We start from the raw sequence: 16,719 nt of genomic DNA, 5'->3' as shown, positions 1-16,719 counted from the left end.
ACAATGCCGGAAGGCACGCGCCATGGCTTGCCCTGGTGTGTAACACAGGCGTCATAATGGGCGCTTATCTTGCCGCTCAATTGATGATAGGGCGTTAACGTCCTCAGGAACGCCAGATGAATAACGAAGTGCTCACCCCTGTCGTGATCAAGGAAGCTCAGGAGCTCCCGGAAGAGATGGTCCAGACCCCACCAGACCTGCCGCCGGCACCCGAGCCGGAGCCCGCAGCGGAACTGGTGGCGGAGCCTGTGGCCCCGGCGCCCGCGCCTGCCCCGGCAATCGCCGTCCCTGGCCTGGACGACAGCAGCCTGTACATTCATCGCGAGCTCTCGCAGCTGCAGTTCAACATTCGCGTGCTGGAACAGGCACTGGACGAGAACTACCCGCTGCTCGAACGCCTCAAGTTCCTGTTGATCTTCTCCAGCAACCTCGACGAGTTCTTCGAGATCCGCGTCGCCGGCCTGAAGAAACAGATCAATTTCGCCCGTGAACAGGCTGGCGCCGACGGCCTGCAGCCGCACCAGGCGCTGGCGCGCATCAGCGAGCTGGTGCACATCGAGGTAGAGCGCCAGTACGCGATCCTCAACGACGTGCTGTTGCCTGAGCTGGAAAAACACCAGATCCGCTTCATTCGCCGCCGTTACTGGACGCCCAAGCTCAAGACCTGGGTGCGCCGCTATTTCCGCGACGAAATCGCCCCGATCATCACCCCGATCGGCCTCGACCCGACCCACCCGTTCCCGCTGCTGGTGAACAAGAGCCTCAACTTCATCGTCGAGCTCGAAGGTGTCGATGCCTTCGGTCGTGATTCCGGCCTGGCGATCATCCCGGCCCCGCGCCTGCTGCCGCGGGTGATCCGCGTGCCGGAAGAGGTCGGTGGCCCAGGCGCCAACTACGTGTTCCTGTCGTCGATGATCCATGCGCATGCCGACGACCTGTTCCAGGGCATGAAGGTGAAGGGCTGCTACCAGTTCCGCCTGACCCGTAACGCCGACCTGGCGCTGGACTCCGAAGAAGTCGACGACTTGGCGCGCGCCCTGCGCGGCGAGCTGTTCTCGCGCCGATACGGCGACGCCGTGCGCCTGGAGGTGGCCGACACCTGCCCGAAACACCTGTCGGACTACCTGCTCAAGCAGTTCAGCCTCAGCGAAAGCGAGCTGTACCAGGTCAATGGCCCGGTCAACCTCACCCGCCTGTTCAGCATCACCGGCCTGGACAGCCACCCGGAGCTGCAATACACGCCATTCACCCCGGCGATTCCCAAACTGCTGCAGAACGCCGACAACATCTTCAGCGTGATCGGCAAGCAGGACATCCTGCTGATGCACCCGTTCGAGTCCTTCACCCCGGTGATCGACCTGCTGCGCCAGGCCGCCAAGGATCCACACGTATTGGCCGTGCGCCAGACCCTGTACCGCTCCGGGGCCAACTCGGAAATCGTCGATGCCCTGGTGGACGCGGCGCGTAACGGCAAGGAGGTCACGGCGGTGATCGAATTGCGTGCGCGCTTCGACGAAGAGTCCAACCTGCAGATGGCCAGCCGCCTGCAAGCGGCCGGTGCGGTGGTGATCTACGGCGTGGTCGGCTTCAAGACCCACGCCAAGATGATGCTGATCCTGCGCCGCGAACAGGGTGAGATCGTGCGGTATGCGCACCTGGGTACCGGTAACTACCACGCCGGCAACGCCCGCCTGTACACCGACTACAGCCTGCTCACCTCTGACGACGCCCTCACCGAAGACGTCGGCAAGCTGTTCAGCCAGCTGATCGGCATGGGCAAGACCCTTCGCATGAAAAAGCTGCTGCACGCGCCGTTCACCCTGAAGAAGGGCATGCTCGACATGATCGCGCGGGAAACCCAGTTCGCCCTCGAAGGCAAGCCGGCGCACATCATTGCCAAGTTCAACTCACTGACCGACGCCAAGGTCATCAAGGCGCTGTACAAGGCCAGCCAGTCGGGCGTGAAGATCGACCTGATAGTGCGTGGCATGTGCTGCCTGCGCCCAGGCATTCCGGGGGTTTCGCACAACATCCAGGTGCGCTCGATCATCGGCCGCTTCCTGGAGCACACGCGGGTGTTCTACTTCCTCAATGGCGGCGAAGAGCAGATCTACCTGTCCAGCGCCGACTGGATGGAGCGCAACCTCGACAAGCGTGTGGAGACCTGCTTCCCGGTGGAAGGCAAGAAGCTGTTGCTGCGGGTGAAGAAGGAGCTGGAAGGCTACCTGACCGACAACACCCACGCCTGGACCTTGCAGCCAGACGGGCGTTACGTGCGCAGCACGCCAACCGGCAACCAGAACCCGCGCAGTGCCCAGGCGACCCTGCTGGAGCGCCTGAGCAACCCGCTCCTCAACGTACGCTGAGGACGAAGCCGACCCGGGCCAGCCACTCCGCCTCGTTGGCGAAGTCGGCCTGGGTCAGCTGGTTCTGTTCCAGCCATCCTTCCGGGAAGGCGACATCGAGGCTGTCATCGGCAGCCTTGAGTTCTACTTTCGGCATCTGCTGGTTACCACGGATGTGGTGGAACAGGATGGCGAAGCGCAACAGCACGCACAGGCGCAGTAGCTTGATACCTTCTTCACCCAGCTCGGCGAACTTGTCCTTGGGGATGTTGCGGCGGTGGCCACGCACCAGCAAGGCCATCATCTGCTGGTCCTCGCGGGAGAAGCCCGACAGGTCGGAGTGCTCGATCAGGTAGGCGCCGTGCTTGTGGTAGTGGTAGTGGGCGATATCCAGGCCGATTTCGTGCACTTTCGCCGCCCAGCCAAGCAGATCGCGCCAGTTTCCGTCTTTCAGGTCCCACGCTTCGGCCACTTGGTCGAAGGCGTGCAGCGCCTTGCGCTCGACGCGCGCGGCCTGGCCTTGGTCCACATGGTAGCGCTCCATCAGCGAATTCAACGTGCGTTCGCGCACGTCTTCATGGTGGTGACGGCCGAGCAGGTCGAACAGCACACCTTCGCGCAGTGCGCCGTCGCAGTGGTCCATGCGCTGCAGTTCCAGGGCGTCGAAGATCGCCTCCAGAATCGCCAGGCCTGCCGGGAAGATGGTGCGGCGGTCCGGTTTGACGCCGTCGAAGTCGATCTTGTCGACCTCGCCCAGTTTGAACACCTTGCGTTTGACCCAGGCCAGGCCTTCAGCGTTGACCTCGCCATTGCCCAGGCCGCCGGCCTTGATGGCGGCGCCGATGGCGCGGATGGTGCCGGACGAGCCAATGGCCTCGTCCCAGGTCAGGCGGTGCAGGGCGTGCTCGATGCTCATCAGCTCCAGGCGCGCGGCGGTGTACGCCTGGGCGTAGCGGGCCGGGGTGATCTTGCCGTCGCGGAAGTAGCGCTGGGTGAAGCTGACGCAACCCATTTGCAGGCTTTCGCGCAGCAGCGGCTCGAAGCGCTGGCCGATGATGAATTCGGTACTGCCGCCGCCAATGTCGGCCACCAGGCGCTTGCCTGGGGTGTCGGCCAAGGTGTGCGACACACCCAGGTAGATCAGGCGCGCTTCTTCACGGCCGGAGATCACCTCCACCGGATGGCCGAGAATGGCCTCGGCGCGCTGGATGAATACGTTGCGGTTGCGCGCTTCGCGCAGGGCGTTGGTACCGACGATACGCACGGCGCCGGCCGGCATGCCGTTGATCAGCTGTGCGAAGCGCTTGAGGCATTCGAGGCCCCGCTCCATGGCTTCTTCGCTAAGCAGGCGGTCCTCGCCGATGCCGGCGGCCAGTTGAACCTTCTCGCCCAGCCGCTCGAGAATGCGGATTTCGGTATGGTGGGCCTTGGCCACGACCATATGGAAACTGTTGGAGCCAAGGTCGATGGCAGCGATCAGGGACAGGTTCTTCGCGATGGTATGCGGCATGATCTGGTTGTTCTCGGTCGTTAACCCGGCAATCGTGCCACGATAGCAGGCTGTCGCCAACGCGTGACACGCAGCCGGTGTGCTGGCCTTGATGCAAGGCAATGTGCCATTCGATTCTATGACGGCTGTATGACAGTTTCGATTCGCGGCGTCTTGCACAACTATAGTTACACTCAATCGTCCGCAGCTTCCTGTAGACGGCAGGGGCGGCTATGATGGGCAACGTTTTTTATTGCTTACGACCTTGGAGATTTCCATGAGCGACAAAATCAAACACGTCACCGACGCCAGCTTCGACGCCGACGTACTGCAGGCTCAAGGCCCGGTGCTGGTCGACTACTGGGCTGAATGGTGCGGCCCATGCAAGATGATCGCTCCGGTTCTGGACGACATCGCTGCCACCTACGAGGGCAAACTGACCGTCGCCAAGCTGAACATCGACGAGAACCAGGAAACCCCGGCCAAGCACGGCGTGCGTGGTATCCCGACGCTGATGCTGTTCAAGAACGGCAACGTCGAAGCCACCAAGGTTGGCGCTCTGTCCAAATCGCAGCTGGCCGCGTTCCTCGACGCTCACCTGTGATGTGAAAAGGCCCCGCAAATGCGGGGCTTTTCTTTTTCAGAGCACTAGACGCAGAAAAAAGCAAGTGTTACATTCGGCCTCGCACTGCTTTTCCAGTGCCCTCTACACGCCGTCGCCGAAGCATCCCTAATTCGAATCAGTACGCGATCCTGTCGCCATCTAGCGGCGCGGCCTCATTAAGCCAGAAGCTTAATTCTCCCTTCTTACATGATTACGTCACTCCCCTTATGAACCTGACTGAACTCAAGCAAAAGCCGATTACCGATCTTTTGGAAATGGCCGAACAGATGGGCATCGAAAACATGGCCCGTTCGCGCAAACAGGACGTGATTTTCGCCCTGCTGAAGAAGCACGCGAAAAGCGGCGAAGAGATCTCGGGTGACGGCGTGCTGGAGATTCTCCAGGATGGTTTCGGTTTCCTGCGTTCGGCTGATGCGTCCTACCTGGCCGGCCCAGACGATATCTACGTCTCGCCCAGCCAGATCCGCCGTTTCAACCTGCGTACCGGCGACACCATCGTCGGCAAGATCCGCCCACCGAAGGAAGGGGAGCGTTACTTCGCCCTGCTGAAGGTCGACACCATCAACTTCGACCGCCCGGAAAACGCGAAGAACAAGATCCTGTTCGAAAACCTGACGCCGCTGTTCCCGAACAAGCGCCTGAAGATGGAGGCCGGTAACGGCTCCACCGAGGACTTGACCGGTCGCGTCATCGACCTGTGCGCCCCGATCGGCAAAGGCCAGCGTGGCCTGATCGTTGCTCCGCCAAAAGCGGGCAAGACGATCATGCTGCAGAACATCGCGGCGAACATCACCCGTAACAACCCCGAGTGCCACCTGATCGTCCTGCTGATCGACGAGCGCCCGGAAGAAGTGACCGAAATGCAGCGCACCGTGCGCGGCGAAGTGGTTGCCTCCACCTTCGACGAGCCGCCAACCCGCCACGTGCAGGTTGCCGAAATGGTGATCGAAAAGGCCAAGCGCCTGGTCGAACACAAGAAGGACGTGGTCATCCTGCTGGACTCCATCACCCGTCTGGCGCGGGCCTACAACACCGTGATCCCGAGCTCCGGCAAGGTGCTGACCGGTGGTGTCGACGCCCACGCCCTGGAGAAGCCGAAGCGCTTCTTTGGTGCTGCGCGTAACATCGAGGAAGGCGGCTCGCTGACCATCATCGCCACCGCGCTGGTCGAAACCGGCTCGAAGATGGACGAAGTGATCTACGAAGAGTTCAAGGGCACCGGCAACATGGAGCTGCCACTGGACCGCCGCATCGCCGAGAAGCGTGTGTTCCCGGCCATCAACATCAACCGTTCCGGTACCCGCCGCGAAGAGCTGCTGACCGCCGACGACGAGCTGCAGCGTATGTGGATCCTGCGCAAGCTGCTGCACCCAATGGACGAAATCGCCGCCATCGAGTTCCTGGTCGACAAGCTCAAGCAGACCAAGACCAACGACGAGTTCTTCTTGTCGATGAAGCGCAAGTAAGCTTCGTCTGAGCACACAAAAAGCCGGGGAAACCCGGCTTTTTGCTGTTTGTCACAAAAGTCCGTTCGCCAGAATCCTGAATGCAGGCCACCCTGCTGCCTGCGGGCTGCCTTGTCCTTCCCTCAATCTCCCGCCCAAAACCAGCGTGCTTAGCAAGCTGGCCAAAATATCGACACGGAATTGTCTCTTTTAAGGTACATTATGGATGTACGCAGTTCATCACGTTCTATCCCCCAATGGCCTGGATATCTACCAGGCATGGTTGGACACCATTCGCGACACAAGGGTGAAAGCGCGAATCACTACGAGGGTCGACCGGGCAGCGCAGGGCCACTTTGGCGTGACCGAGCCAGTGGCTGATGGCGTGTTCGAGATGAAACTGGATTTCGGGCCAGGCTATCGCATCTATTACGCCACCATTGGGCGTAGGATAATTTTCCTGCTCGGGGGAGGGTCGAAAGACCGGCAGCAGGCTGATATTGAACAAGCCAGATCTCTTTGGCGCAGGCACAAGGTAACGCTATGACCGGCACACGTTCTCATGAAGAGAGTGTTCTCGAAATGCTCCGCAACGACGAGTCCTTTGCCATCGATTATGTCGCCGTGGCGCTTGAGGAAATCGATGAGCCTGGCGGGGCTGCAGGATTTCTGACAGCAGTCCGGCGCGTGGCTGAAGCGCGCGGCGGTATGGGTAACCTTTCTCAGGCTACCGGTCTTGCGCGCCCCAACCTCTATCGGGCGTTGGCAGTGGACGGCGACCCAAAGTTGTCGACCGTGCTGAAGGTGCTGCAAGCACTTGGCATTGGGCTGTCGAAGGTGGTCTCGCACAATCGATGAGGCGTAAGTAAGCTGCCTGATCCTGCCCCAATGCATTTTGCCCCCAAACCAAGCCCGAACGGCGCTACACTCTGCACCCCCGACCGATACGGCCAACACGAGGCTCATGCATGCAGTATCGCGACTTGCGCGACTTCATCCGTGGCCTGGAGCAGCGCGGCGAACTCAAGCGCATCCAGGTTCCGATTTCCCCCGTCCTGGAAATGACCGAGGTCTGCGACCGCACCTTACGTGCCAAGGGCCCGGCGTTGCTGTTCGAAAAGCCCACCGGCTTCGACATCCCGGTACTCGGTAACCTGTTCGGTACGCCAGAGCGCGTGGCCATGGGCATGGGCGCCGAATCGGTCGACGAACTGCGCGAGATCGGCAAGTTGCTGGCGTTCCTCAAGGAGCCCGAGCCGCCGAAGGGCCTGAAGGATGCCTGGTCCAAGCTGCCGATCTTCAAGAAGGTCGTGTCGATGGCGCCGAAGGTGGTCAAGGACGCGGTGTGCCAGGAAGTGGTGGTCGAGGGTGACGATGTCGACCTCGGTGCACTGCCGATCCAGCACTGCTGGCCCGGCGATGTGGCGCCGCTGATCACCTGGGGCCTTACGGTTACCCGTGGCCCGAACAAGGACCGCCAGAACCTGGGCATCTACCGCCAGCAGGTCATCGGCCGCAACAAGGTCATCATGCGCTGGCTCAGCCACCGTGGTGGCGCCCTCGACTACCGCGAGTGGTGCGAGAAAAACCCCGGCCAGCCGTTCCCGGTTGCCGTGGCGCTGGGCGCTGACCCGGCGACCATCCTTGGTGCCGTGACCCCGGTGCCGGACACCCTCTCCGAGTACGCCTTCGCTGGCCTGCTGCGCGGTAACCGCACCGAGCTGGTCAAGTGCCGTGGCAGCAACCTGCAGGTGCCGGCCACCGCCGAAATCATCCTGGAAGGTGTGATTCACCCGGGCGAAATGGCCCCGGAAGGCCCGTACGGCGACCACACCGGCTACTACAACGAAGTGGACAGCTTCCCGGTGTTCACCGTCGAGCGCATCACTCACCGGCAAAAGCCGATCTACCACAGCACCTACACCGGCCGGCCGCCAGATGAGCCGGCAATCCTCGGTGTGGCGTTGAACGAAGTGTTCGTGCCGATCCTGCAGAAGCAGTTCCCGGAAATTACCGACTTCTACCTGCCGCCGGAAGGCTGCTCGTACCGTATGGCGGTGGTGACCATGAAGAAGCAGTACCCGGGCCACGCCAAGCGCGTGATGCTGGGTGTGTGGTCGTTCCTGCGACAGTTCATGTACACCAAGTTCGTTATTGTGACCGATGACGATATCAACGCCCGTGACTGGAACGATGTGATCTGGGCCATTACCACGCGCATGGACCCCAAGCGTGATACGGTGATGATCGACAACACGCCGATCGACTACCTGGACTTCGCGTCGCCGGTATCGGGGCTGGGGTCGAAGATGGGCCTGGACGCCACGCACAAGTGGCCGGGCGAGACTACACGCGAATGGGGACGTGTCATCGTCAAGGACGAAGCCGTCACCCGCCGTATCGATGAGCTGTGGGATCAGTTGGGAATAGATTGATGCAGGTAACGTTGCAGCCGTCCGGGGCGGTGCTGGCGCTCGAACCCGGGGAACGGATCCTGGATGGAGCGCGGCGGTTGGGCTATGACTGCCCGAACAGCTGCCGCAATGGCAATTGCCATGTTTGCGCCGCGTTGTTGGTCGAAGGCCGGGTACGCCAGGATGGCGAAGTCCGCGACCATGGCGAGTTGTTCACCTGCATTGCCGAACCGCTGGAGGACTGTGTGTTGCTCTGGGACGGTGTGCTCGCCCTGGGCGAGCTGCCAGTGCGCAAGCTGGCGTGCAGCGTCAGCGAGTGCGTCGACGTCGGTGGCGACGTGTGGCGGGTGCGTTTGCGCGCGCCAGCCGGCAAGCCGCCGCGTTACCACGCCGGGCAATACCTGATGATCGAGCGCGAGGGCGGCAAGCAGGCGGCCTTCTCGCTGGCCTCCGCGCCCCACGGCGGTCGTGAGCTGGAGCTGCATGTGCTGGCGCGTGAGCCCAGTGCGCTGCAACTGATCGAGCAACTCAAGCGTGACGGTTTGGCGCGCATCGAAATGCCATTCGGCGACACTCATCTGGCCGAGCTGCCGGATGGGCCGCTGGTGCTGATCGCCGCGGGTACCGGCATGGGCCAGATGCACAGCCTGGTCGAGCATTGCCGGGCCAAGGGCTTCAAGCACCCGGTGCACCTGTACTGGGGCGTGCGCAGGCCCGAAGACTTCTACCAGATCGAGCACTGGGATGAATGGCAGCGCCTGCCCAACCTGTTCCTGCATCAGGTTGTCAGCGACCTGTGCGGCTGGGAAGGCCGTTGCGGCATGTTGCACGAAGCGGTTTGCGAGGACATTGCCGACCTCAACACCGTACATGTGTATGCCAGTGGTTCACCAAACATGATCTACGCCACCCTCGACGCCCTGGTCGAAGCCGGCATGGATGCACACCGCATGCGTGCGGATGTGTTTGCCTACGCACCGCGCGGTTAATAACCGAAGTTTGAAAGTGTGGGTATAAGGCGGTAATTGTTACCGCCTTGGCTAATAACTTTCACCGCTGTTGAAACAGTACTTCCCAGTCGTCGGAACCGTGCATGAAACACTGACGCGAGGGCTTGAGTATTCCTGCCGTTCTGGCCTATGGTTACTGCAAGCGCCCTTGGTATAGAGGCCTTGGGCCGCAGCGTAATCGAATCTCGCTACATCCGTAGTTCACAGGGATAATGGCGGCAGCTTATGTCGGCACTTGAAAGTATGTCCTGGGAAGTTTCATATCCTCCGGCACTCGACTTCGGTCAGCAACATACTCACGACCAGTTGTTCAACTCGATGAAGACGACCATGTCGCGCCATCAGGGTGGGCCGGTGTGGTTGTTTGCCTATGGTTCGTTGATCTGGCGGCCGGAGTGCAATTCGGTAGAACGCCAGCGCGCGCGGGTACATGGCTATCACCGGGGCTTGTACCTGTGGTCGCACGAACACCGCGGTACCCCGGAAACGCCCGGGCTGGTGTTTGGCCTGGACCGTGGCGGTTCCTGCAGCGGCTTTGCCTACCGGCTGGATGAAAGCAACCTGGATGACTCGCTGATGGCCCTGTGGCAGCGCGAGATGCCGTACCCGGCATACCGACCGCACTGGCTCACCTGCCGGCTGGGCGATGGTAGCAAGGTGCAGGCTTTAGGCTTTGTGCTGGAGCGGCATTTGCCGTGCTATGCGGGGAACTTGCCAGATACCTTGCTCAGCCAGATTCTGGCCAGTGCCAAGGGGCGTTATGGCACCACGCGGGACTACGTGGAACAGACGTTGAATGCCTTGCGCAGCCACCAGATGCCCGATCGCAACCTGGAGGCGCGGTTCCGGCGCTGCCATAACCTGCGGGAAGTGTGAAAACCTGTGCCGGCCTCTTCGCGGGCAAGCCCGCGAAAGGGCCGGAACTATCTTACTTGGCCAACACCACCAACTTACCCACAGCCTGCCGCTGCCCCAACTTCTCGATGGCAGCTCCAGCCTCAGCCAGTGGATAAATCTGCGACACCAGCGGTTTCAACTTGCCTTCGGCATGCCATGCAAACAGCTGCTTGAAGTTGGCCGCGTTATCTTCCGGCTGGCGCTGTGCAAACGCCCCCCAGAACACCCCAAGCACTGCCGCGCCCTTGAGCAATACCAAGTTGGCCGCCAACTGCGGGATGGTCCCGCTGGCAAAGCCCACCACCAGCAGTCGGCCATTCCAGGCCAGCCCGCGCACCGCCTGCTCGAACAACTCGCCACCGACCGGGTCGTAGATGACATCCACACCCTGGCCGCCGGTCAGGCGCTTGATCTCGTCGCGCAGGCTGGCCTGGCTATAGTCGATCAGCTCATCCGCCCCGGCCGCCTTGGCCACGGCCAGTTTCTCGGCACTGCTGGCCGCCGCGATCACCCGTGCACCCATGGCCTTGCCGATTTCCACTGCCGCCAGCCCAACACCGCCGGAAGCGCCCAACACCAGCAGGGTTTCACCTGCCTGCAGTTGGCCACGCTGGCGCAGGGCGTGCATCGAGGTGCCGTAGGTCATGCCGAATGCCGCAGCGGTAGTGAAATCCATGCTCGCCGGGATCGGCAGTACGTTGTAGAACGGCACCGCCACCTGCTCGGCAAACGCGCCCCAGCCGGTCAGCGCCATGACCCGGTCACCCACCTTGAACGCTCCGGCCTTTTCCCCGACCGCAGCCACCACGCCCGCCGCTTCGCCACCCGGCGAGAATGGCAGCGGCGGCTGGAACTGGTACTTGCCTTCGATGATCAGGGTGTCGGGGAAGTTGACCCCGGCGGCCTGCACATCCAGCAGGATCTCGTTCTTCTTCGGCAGCGGGCTGGCCACGTCTTCCAGCACCAGGTTGCGCGCCGGGCCCAGGGTTTTGCACAACACAGCTTTCATCGGGGCTATTCCTTTGCGGGTAGTGGCCGATAAGTGTAGGAGGGCCACCTGCCGGGTCAACGAGCATGGCCCGCCCTGATGTGCAGGCATAAGTGCCGGCACAAGCCCGGGCTTGGGTTTGAGCGGTGTGCTGGGTAAGCTGGCGCCAACTGTATTGAGGAGCGAATTCGTGAAAGCGTGGATCTTGATGGTATTGGCGCTGCTGCTGCCGGCTGCGGCCATGGCCGAAGAAGCCAAGGAAGGGGCGCCCAAGGTCGCCTACATCAGCCTGAGCCCGCCCTTTGTCGGCAACTATGCCCTCGACGGCGGCCCACGGCTGCGTGTGTACAAGGCCGATGTGGCCCTGCGCGTGACAGGCGATGAAGCCGCCAAGGCGGTGCAGCACCACGAACCGCTGATTCGCAACCAGCTGGTGGCACTGTTCACCCAGCAGACGGTGGACAGCATGAGCAACGTCGAAGCCAAGGAACACCTGCGCCAGGAGGCGCTGAAGCAGGTGCAGCAGGTGCTGGAAGCGGAAGAGGGCAAGCCGATCGTAGAAGACTTGCTGTTCAACAACCTGATCGTGCAGTAATCAATTGTGGGAGCGGGCGTGTCCGCTCCCACAGATGCCTCCACGGTGCCTGCGTTATCAGGACGCCAGGCTCCGACGAAACCGCGCCAGCGCCACGCTGAAGAACACCAGGCCGATCAGGCCCAGCGCCAGGATATCCGGCCAAACCACCGCCCACCCTGCATCCCGGAACAGGATCGCAGCCCCCAGGCTGACGAAGTGCGTCGACGGCGAGCCCTGCATCACCCACTGCAACCACTGCGGCATGCTGTCCAGCGGTGTGCTGCCGCCTGACAGCAACAGCATCGGGATGATCACCGGGATCGCCAGCAGGCCGAACTGCGGTGTCGAGCGCGCCAGGGTGGCGAGGAAGATACCCAGCGCGGTACTGGCGAACAGGTACAGCGCCGTCACGCCCAGGAACAGCCCCATCGAGCCGGACAACGGTACGCCCAGCGCACCTTTCACCACCACCACCAGCGAAATCCACGTGCAGATCACCACCACCAGCGCGTTGCTGCCAATCTTCGCCAGCATGATTTCCAGTGCCGTCAGCGGCAGCACCAGCAGGTGGTCGAGGGTGCCGTGCTCACGCTCACGTAGCAGCGCGGTGCCGGTGAGGATGATCGCCAGAATGGTGATGTTGTTGACGATCTGGATCACCGCCAGGAACCAACCACCCTCCAGGTTGGGGTTGAACAGCGCTTTGGGGTTGATCAGCACTGGGCTTTGCACATTGCCGCGTTGGCTGTAGTCGAGCAGTTCACGCTCGAAGATGCGGCCGATATAGCCAGCGCCCATGAACGCCTGGCTCATGGCCGTGGCATCGACATTGATCTGCAATTCCGGCGAGCGCCCGGCCAACAGGTCGCTCTGAAAATTCACCGGCACATTGATCACGAAGGTGTACTGGCCACTGTCCATGGCCTGGTCCAGGTGCTCCGGTGCCAGCGGCACGGCGGGCTGGAACTCGGGCGGTTGCAGGGCTTCGCTGAGCTTGCGTGAGAGCAGGCTGTGGTCTTCGTCCACCACCGCGACGCTGGCGTTGTGCACGCCGATCACCGAGCCGGCTGCCGGCATGTAGATCGCCACGCTGAAGGCATACAGCAGGAACAGCAGCAGGACGCTGTCGTGGCGCAGGCTGGTCAGTTCTTTCAGGCCCAGGCGCAGGGTGTGGTTCAGGCGCGACATGTCAGGCCTCCTGCTTCTTCAGCATGGCCAGGCTCAGGCCGGTGAACGCGGCAAAGAAGCCCAGCAGGATCAGGCACTGCGGCCACAGTTCGCGCAGGCCCAGTGCCTTGGTGAAGGTGCCGACCGCGATGTCGAGGAAATAGCCCGCCGGGAACAGCTGGCCCATCACCGCCGCTGCGCCGTCCAGCGACGAGCGTGGCACGATCAGCCCGGAAAACTGGATGGTTGGCAGGCTGGTGATGATCATGGTGCCCAGGATGGCCGCGATCTGGGTGCGGGTGAACGCCGAGATCAGCAGGCCCAGGCTGGTGGTGGCCAGCAGGTAGGTCACACCCCCGCAGGCCAGGGCCAGCACGCTGCCCTTGAGCGGCACGGCGAACAGCCAGCGGTTCATCGCCACCAGCAGCGCCAGGTTGACCAGGCTCACGGCCAGGTAGGGCATCTGCTTGCCCAGCAGGAACTCCAGGCGCGTGAGGGGGGTGGCATAGAAGTTGGTGATGGAGCCCAGCTCTTTCTCGCGGACGATGCCCAACGCAGTGAGCATGGCCGGGATGAAGGCCAGGATCAGTGCCATCACGCCTGGGCCGATGGCATTCACGCTGACCACGTCCTGGTTGTAGCGAAAACGCGTTTCCAGGCGCACCAGCTCCTGCCGCGCCTGCGGCTGTGGGCTGGCCCTTGCCAATTGCTCCAGGTTGGCCTGGTGCACGGCTTCCACGTAGTTGCGGCTGGTTTCCGCCCGGAACGGCATGCCGCCGTCGAGCCAGGCGGCCACCACCGGCTGGCGCCCGGCATACAGGTCACGCCCAAAACCGGGAGGAATCTCCAGCGCCAGTTTGATTTCCGAGCGTTGCAGGCGCTGGTGCATTTCGCGGCTGTCGCGGATCGGCGCCTGCTCGGCGAAATACCGTGAGCCACGGAAGGCCTCAAGGTACGCCCGGCTTTGCGGGCTCTGGTCCTGGTCGTGCACAGCAAAGGCAAGGTTTTCCACATCCAGCGAAATGCCGTAGCCGAAGATCACCATCATGAACAGCGCACCCAGCAGGGCGAAGGCCAGGCGTACCTTGTCGCGCAGCAGCTCCTTGCCCTCGCGGCTGGCCACCGCCAGCAGGCGGCGCAGGCTGAAGCCCTGGCGCAGCGGCGGCGCGGCCGTGGCGGCCTGCTCCAGCACAGCGTTGTCCGTGGCTTGTGGTGCCAGCTCCTGGGCTTGCTCCAGGCAGCGCACGAATGCGTCTTCCAGGGTGTCGCCGTGGTACTGGCGCTGCAAGGCATCCGGTGTGTCGCAGGCCAGTACCCGCCCGGCATGCATCAGCGAGATGCGGTCGCAGCGCTGGGCTTCGTTCATGAAGTGAGTGGAAAGGAAAATGGTCACGCCCTGCTCGCGGGACAGCTCTACCAGCAGGCGCCAGAAGTCGTCGCGGGCGGCCGGGTCGACGCCAGAGGTCGGCTCGTCGAGGATCAACACTTCCGGGCGGTGCAGCACCGCCACCGCCAACGACAGGCGCTGACGCAGGCCAAGGGGCAGGGCGCCGGACGGTTGGTCGGCGATAGCGGCAAGGTCGAAGCGCTCTATCAATTCGTCGATGCGCTGGGCGCTTTCGGCTTTGGGCAGGTCGAACAGGCGGGCATGCAAGGCCAGGTTTTGCCGGGTGCTGAGCTCGCCATACAGCGAGAAGCTCTGCGACATGAAACCGACCCGCTTGCGCGTGGCCAGGTCGCTGGCGTCCACCGGGCGCCCCAGCAGGCTGGCGCTGCCCTCGCTGGCCGGCATCAGGCCGGTCAGCACTTTCATGGTGGTGGTCTTGCCGCAGCCGTTGGAGCCGAGAAAGCCGAAGATCTCCCCACGGCCGATGGCGAAGCTGACCTTGTTCACGGCTGTGAAGTCGCCAAAACGCAGGGTCAGGTCGTGGGCCTCGATGGCGATCTGGCCGTCCTTGGCCTCACGCGGCGGGATGGTCAGGGGTTGATGCTGCGCCTTGCCTGCGCCCTGGTAGTGGGTGAAGGCATCGTCCAGCTTGCCACTGGGGGTGGCTGCGGCCAGCTCATGGCTGGGGCCTGCGGCCAGCAGGCGGCCGCCATCGAGCATCAGGCAATGTTCGAATTGTTCGGCCTCTTCCATGTAGGCGGTGGCCACCAACAGTGTCAGTTGGGGGCGTTGTGCGCGCACCTGTTCGACCAGCTCCCAGAAGCGCCGCCGCGACAACGGGTCGACGCCAGTGGTCGGCTCGTCGAGGATCAGCAGGTCCGGTTCGTGGATCAACGCGCAGCACAGGCCCAGCTTCTGCTTCATGCCGCCTGACAGCTTGCCGGCCGGCCGCTCGGCAAAGCGCTGCAGGTCGGTGGCTTGCAGCAGGTTGGCCATACGCTGCTCGCACTCGCGCCGACCCAGCCCGAACAGGGTGGCGAAAAAGCGGATGTTCTCGCTGATCGACAGTTCCGGGTACAGGTTGTTGCCAAGCCCCTGCGGCATGAACGCCACTTTCGGGTACAGCGCAGCCCGATGACGGCGCTGGCGGATCGAGCCGCCCAGCACCTGCAACTTGCCCTGTTGCAGGCGCTTCACGCCGGCGATCAGCCCAAGCAGGGTCGATTTGCCCGCGCCATCAGGGCCGATCAGTGCGCAGCGGGTACCGGCAGGCAGGCTGAAACCCAGTGTATGCAGGGCCGTCAGGTCGCCATAGCGGTGGCTGATACCCTCGGCCAGCAGTGCCGGGGCGTTCATTGCAGGTTGGCCGGCCAGTCCACCTCAGCCGTGCGCACGTAGCCGGCGCCAGGCATGCCCGGTTTGGCCTGCGGCACGGTGCCCGGATCGGTCAGGCGCAGTTTTACCCGGAACACCAGCTTCTGCCGCTCGTCGCGGGTTTCCACCTGTTTGGGGGTGAACTGGGCCTTGGCCGCAACGAACGCCACTTTCGCCGGCAGGGCGCGTTCGGGCAGGGCGTCGAGCACGATCCGCGCCTGGTCGCCTACCGTCAGCCGGCCGCTGGTGGAAGCCGGGAGGTACAGGTTCATGTACTGGTCGCTGGGGTCGATCAGCATCAGCACGCGGCCGCCAGCACCCAGCACTTCACCGGGCTCGGCCAGGCGCAACTGGATAATGCCGTCGATGGGCGCACGCAGGCTGCTGTCGTCGATTTCACTGGTGAGCTGGGCCACCTGGGCTTCGGCGGCGCCGATGGCGGCCTTGATTGCTGCCAGCTGGGCGCGGGCCGCGACCACGGCCGAGTTGGCCGTGTCGAAGCGCGCCTGCTGTTGGTCGAGCAATTGCTGGCTGGCGTACTTGCGCTGGAAAATTTCGCGCACGCGCTTGAGTTCCTGGCTGGCCAGCAGCAATTCGCTCTGGCGCAACTGTACGGACGCCTGGGCCGCTGCGTAGTTTTCCCGGGCGCGCAGCACTTCGGCTTCGGCCTGGGTGCGCTGGGCTTCCATGGTGCGGGTGTCGATACGTGCCAGCAACTGGCCGCGGGTGACCTTGTCGCCTTCGTCGGCCAGCACTTCGGCCAGGCGACCGGGGATTTTGCTGGCGATCTGCACTTCGGTGGCCTCCAGGCGGCCATTTCCCATGCTCAGGCCTTCGGGCAACTGGTCGTGGAGCGATTTCCAGTACCCCAGCCCACCGGCTGTTGCCAGCAGGGCGATCAGTGCGGTGGCGAAGATTCTGGGGGCGTATCGGTTCATCGTTCTGCATCCTTGCGGTCATGCACACCACATCATGGCGCGCGGCCCTGTATGGCGTGTTGA

General features: G+C 63.0%; 14 protein-coding genes. 9 read left to right on the top strand and 5 right to left on the bottom strand.

Features of this window, described 5'->3' with window-relative positions; all coding sequences use genetic code 11:
• Positions 1-116 precede the first annotated feature (116 nt).
• Positions 117-2,366 (top strand): polyphosphate kinase 1, encoded by a 2,250-nt coding sequence (gene ppk1, locus N436_RS20190; RefSeq protein WP_110741807.1) that lies wholly within the window; start codon positions 117-119, stop codon positions 2,364-2,366.
• Here the strand turns inward: ppk1 and ppx are convergent.
• A complete protein-coding gene (ppx, locus tag N436_RS20185) occupies positions 2,353-3,855 on the bottom strand; it encodes an exopolyphosphatase (RefSeq protein WP_105947209.1) in 1,503 nt (500 codons plus the stop codon). The genes ppk1 and ppx overlap by 14 nt on opposite strands.
• Positions 3,856-4,111: 256 nt before the next feature.
• Here ppx and trxA point away from each other — a divergent pair, with 256 nt between their 5' ends.
• The 7 genes from trxA (at position 4,112) to N436_RS20150 (ending at position 10,204) form a co-directional block, all read left to right on the top strand.
• A complete protein-coding gene (gene trxA / locus N436_RS20180) occupies positions 4,112-4,438 on the top strand; it encodes a thioredoxin TrxA (RefSeq protein WP_016712622.1) in 327 nt (108 codons plus the stop codon).
• Between the two features lie 227 nt (positions 4,439-4,665).
• Positions 4,666-5,925 (top strand): transcription termination factor Rho, encoded by a 1,260-nt coding sequence (gene rho / locus N436_RS20175; RefSeq protein ID WP_003253661.1) that lies wholly within the window; start codon positions 4,666-4,668, stop codon positions 5,923-5,925.
• Positions 5,926-6,130: 205 nt separating this feature from the next.
• On the top strand, positions 6,131-6,451 hold the full coding sequence (locus N436_RS20170) for a type II toxin-antitoxin system RelE/ParE family toxin (RefSeq protein WP_110741806.1): 321 nt from the start codon (positions 6,131-6,133) through the stop codon (positions 6,449-6,451).
• Positions 6,448-6,762 (top strand): addiction module antidote protein, encoded by a 315-nt coding sequence (locus tag N436_RS20165; RefSeq protein WP_105947211.1) that lies wholly within the window; start codon positions 6,448-6,450, stop codon positions 6,760-6,762. The genes N436_RS20170 and N436_RS20165 overlap by 4 nt, the downstream gene beginning before the upstream one ends.
• A gap of 110 nt (positions 6,763-6,872) precedes the next feature.
• Positions 6,873-8,339: a 4-hydroxy-3-polyprenylbenzoate decarboxylase gene (ubiD, locus tag N436_RS20160; protein ID WP_016489755.1), complete on the top strand. Its 1,467-nt coding sequence runs from the start codon at positions 6,873-6,875 to the stop codon at positions 8,337-8,339.
• Positions 8,339-9,307, top strand: a complete 969-nt coding sequence (locus N436_RS20155) for a CDP-6-deoxy-delta-3,4-glucoseen reductase (protein WP_060498152.1) — start codon at positions 8,339-8,341, stop codon at positions 9,305-9,307. The genes ubiD and N436_RS20155 overlap by 1 nt, the downstream gene beginning before the upstream one ends.
• 246 nt (positions 9,308-9,553) lie before the next feature.
• A complete protein-coding gene (locus N436_RS20150) occupies positions 9,554-10,204 on the top strand; it encodes a gamma-glutamylcyclotransferase (protein WP_016712620.1) in 651 nt (216 codons plus the stop codon).
• 52 nt (positions 10,205-10,256) lie between these two features.
• On the opposite strand, the gene N436_RS20145 is transcribed toward N436_RS20150, so the two are convergent.
• The gene (locus tag N436_RS20145) at positions 10,257-11,234 is read right to left on the bottom strand and encodes an NADPH:quinone oxidoreductase family protein (protein WP_105947212.1); all 978 of its coding nucleotides are present in this window, start codon (positions 11,232-11,234) and stop codon (positions 10,257-10,259) included.
• Between the two features lie 169 nt (positions 11,235-11,403).
• Between N436_RS20145 and N436_RS20140 the strand changes: the two genes are divergently transcribed.
• Positions 11,404-11,808 (top strand): flagellar basal body-associated protein FliL, encoded by a 405-nt coding sequence (locus tag N436_RS20140; RefSeq protein WP_016712618.1) that lies wholly within the window; start codon positions 11,404-11,406, stop codon positions 11,806-11,808.
• Positions 11,809-11,865: 57 nt separating this feature from the next.
• Here the strand turns inward: N436_RS20140 and N436_RS20135 are convergent, their stop codons facing one another.
• From N436_RS20135 to N436_RS20125, 3 genes are read right to left on the bottom strand one after another with little or no spacing between them, the layout of a single operon-like run.
• Entirely contained in the window at positions 11,866-12,978 is a 1,113-nt protein-coding gene (locus N436_RS20135) for an ABC transporter permease (RefSeq protein ID WP_105947213.1), read from the bottom strand.
• A 1-nt stretch (position 12,979) separates the two neighbouring features.
• Positions 12,980-15,700 carry a ribosome-associated ATPase/putative transporter RbbA gene (gene rbbA, locus N436_RS20130; protein ID WP_110741805.1) on the bottom strand — a complete coding sequence of 907 codons (2,721 nt, stop codon included), beginning with the start codon at positions 15,698-15,700 and terminating at the stop codon, positions 12,980-12,982.
• Positions 15,697-16,656 (bottom strand): HlyD family secretion protein, encoded by a 960-nt coding sequence (locus N436_RS20125; protein ID WP_110741804.1) that lies wholly within the window; start codon positions 16,654-16,656, stop codon positions 15,697-15,699. The genes rbbA and N436_RS20125 overlap by 4 nt, the downstream gene beginning before the upstream one ends.
• Positions 16,657-16,719 lie beyond the last annotated feature (63 nt).

Origin of the sequence: Pseudomonas sp. RV120224-01b (genome assembly GCF_003208145.1) — a bacterium.
GTDB classification, from domain to species: domain Bacteria; phylum Pseudomonadota; class Gammaproteobacteria; order Pseudomonadales; family Pseudomonadaceae; genus Aquipseudomonas; species Aquipseudomonas monteilii.
The sequence above is the reverse complement of the archived record's forward strand: the minus strand, read 5'-3'. Positions and strand labels throughout refer to the sequence as shown.

What these genes read in the sequence shown, in the direction of transcription:
- ppk1 (WP_110741807.1), top strand. Translation starts at nt 117, where the DNA reads ATGAATAACGAAGTGCTCACCCCTGTCGTGATCAAGGAAGCTCAGGAG.
- ppx (WP_105947209.1), bottom strand. Translation starts at nt 3,855, where the DNA reads ATGCCGCATACCATCGCGAAGAACCTGTCCCTGATCGCTGCCATCGAC.
- trxA (WP_016712622.1), top strand. Translation starts at nt 4,112, where the DNA reads ATGAGCGACAAAATCAAACACGTCACCGACGCCAGCTTCGACGCCGAC.
- rho (WP_003253661.1), top strand. Translation starts at nt 4,666, where the DNA reads ATGAACCTGACTGAACTCAAGCAAAAGCCGATTACCGATCTTTTGGAA.
- N436_RS20170 (WP_110741806.1), top strand. Translation starts at nt 6,131, where the DNA reads ATGTACGCAGTTCATCACGTTCTATCCCCCAATGGCCTGGATATCTAC.
- N436_RS20165 (WP_105947211.1), top strand. Translation starts at nt 6,448, where the DNA reads ATGACCGGCACACGTTCTCATGAAGAGAGTGTTCTCGAAATGCTCCGC.
- ubiD (WP_016489755.1), top strand. Translation starts at nt 6,873, where the DNA reads ATGCAGTATCGCGACTTGCGCGACTTCATCCGTGGCCTGGAGCAGCGC.
- N436_RS20155 (WP_060498152.1), top strand. Translation starts at nt 8,339, where the DNA reads ATGCAGGTAACGTTGCAGCCGTCCGGGGCGGTGCTGGCGCTCGAACCC.
- N436_RS20150 (WP_016712620.1), top strand. Translation starts at nt 9,554, where the DNA reads ATGTCGGCACTTGAAAGTATGTCCTGGGAAGTTTCATATCCTCCGGCA.
- N436_RS20145 (WP_105947212.1), bottom strand. Translation starts at nt 11,234, where the DNA reads ATGAAAGCTGTGTTGTGCAAAACCCTGGGCCCGGCGCGCAACCTGGTG.
- N436_RS20135 (WP_105947213.1), bottom strand. Translation starts at nt 12,978, where the DNA reads ATGTCGCGCCTGAACCACACCCTGCGCCTGGGCCTGAAAGAACTGACC.
- rbbA (WP_110741805.1), bottom strand. Translation starts at nt 15,700, where the DNA reads ATGAACGCCCCGGCACTGCTGGCCGAGGGTATCAGCCACCGCTATGGC.
- N436_RS20125 (WP_110741804.1), bottom strand. Translation starts at nt 16,656, where the DNA reads ATGAACCGATACGCCCCCAGAATCTTCGCCACCGCACTGATCGCCCTG.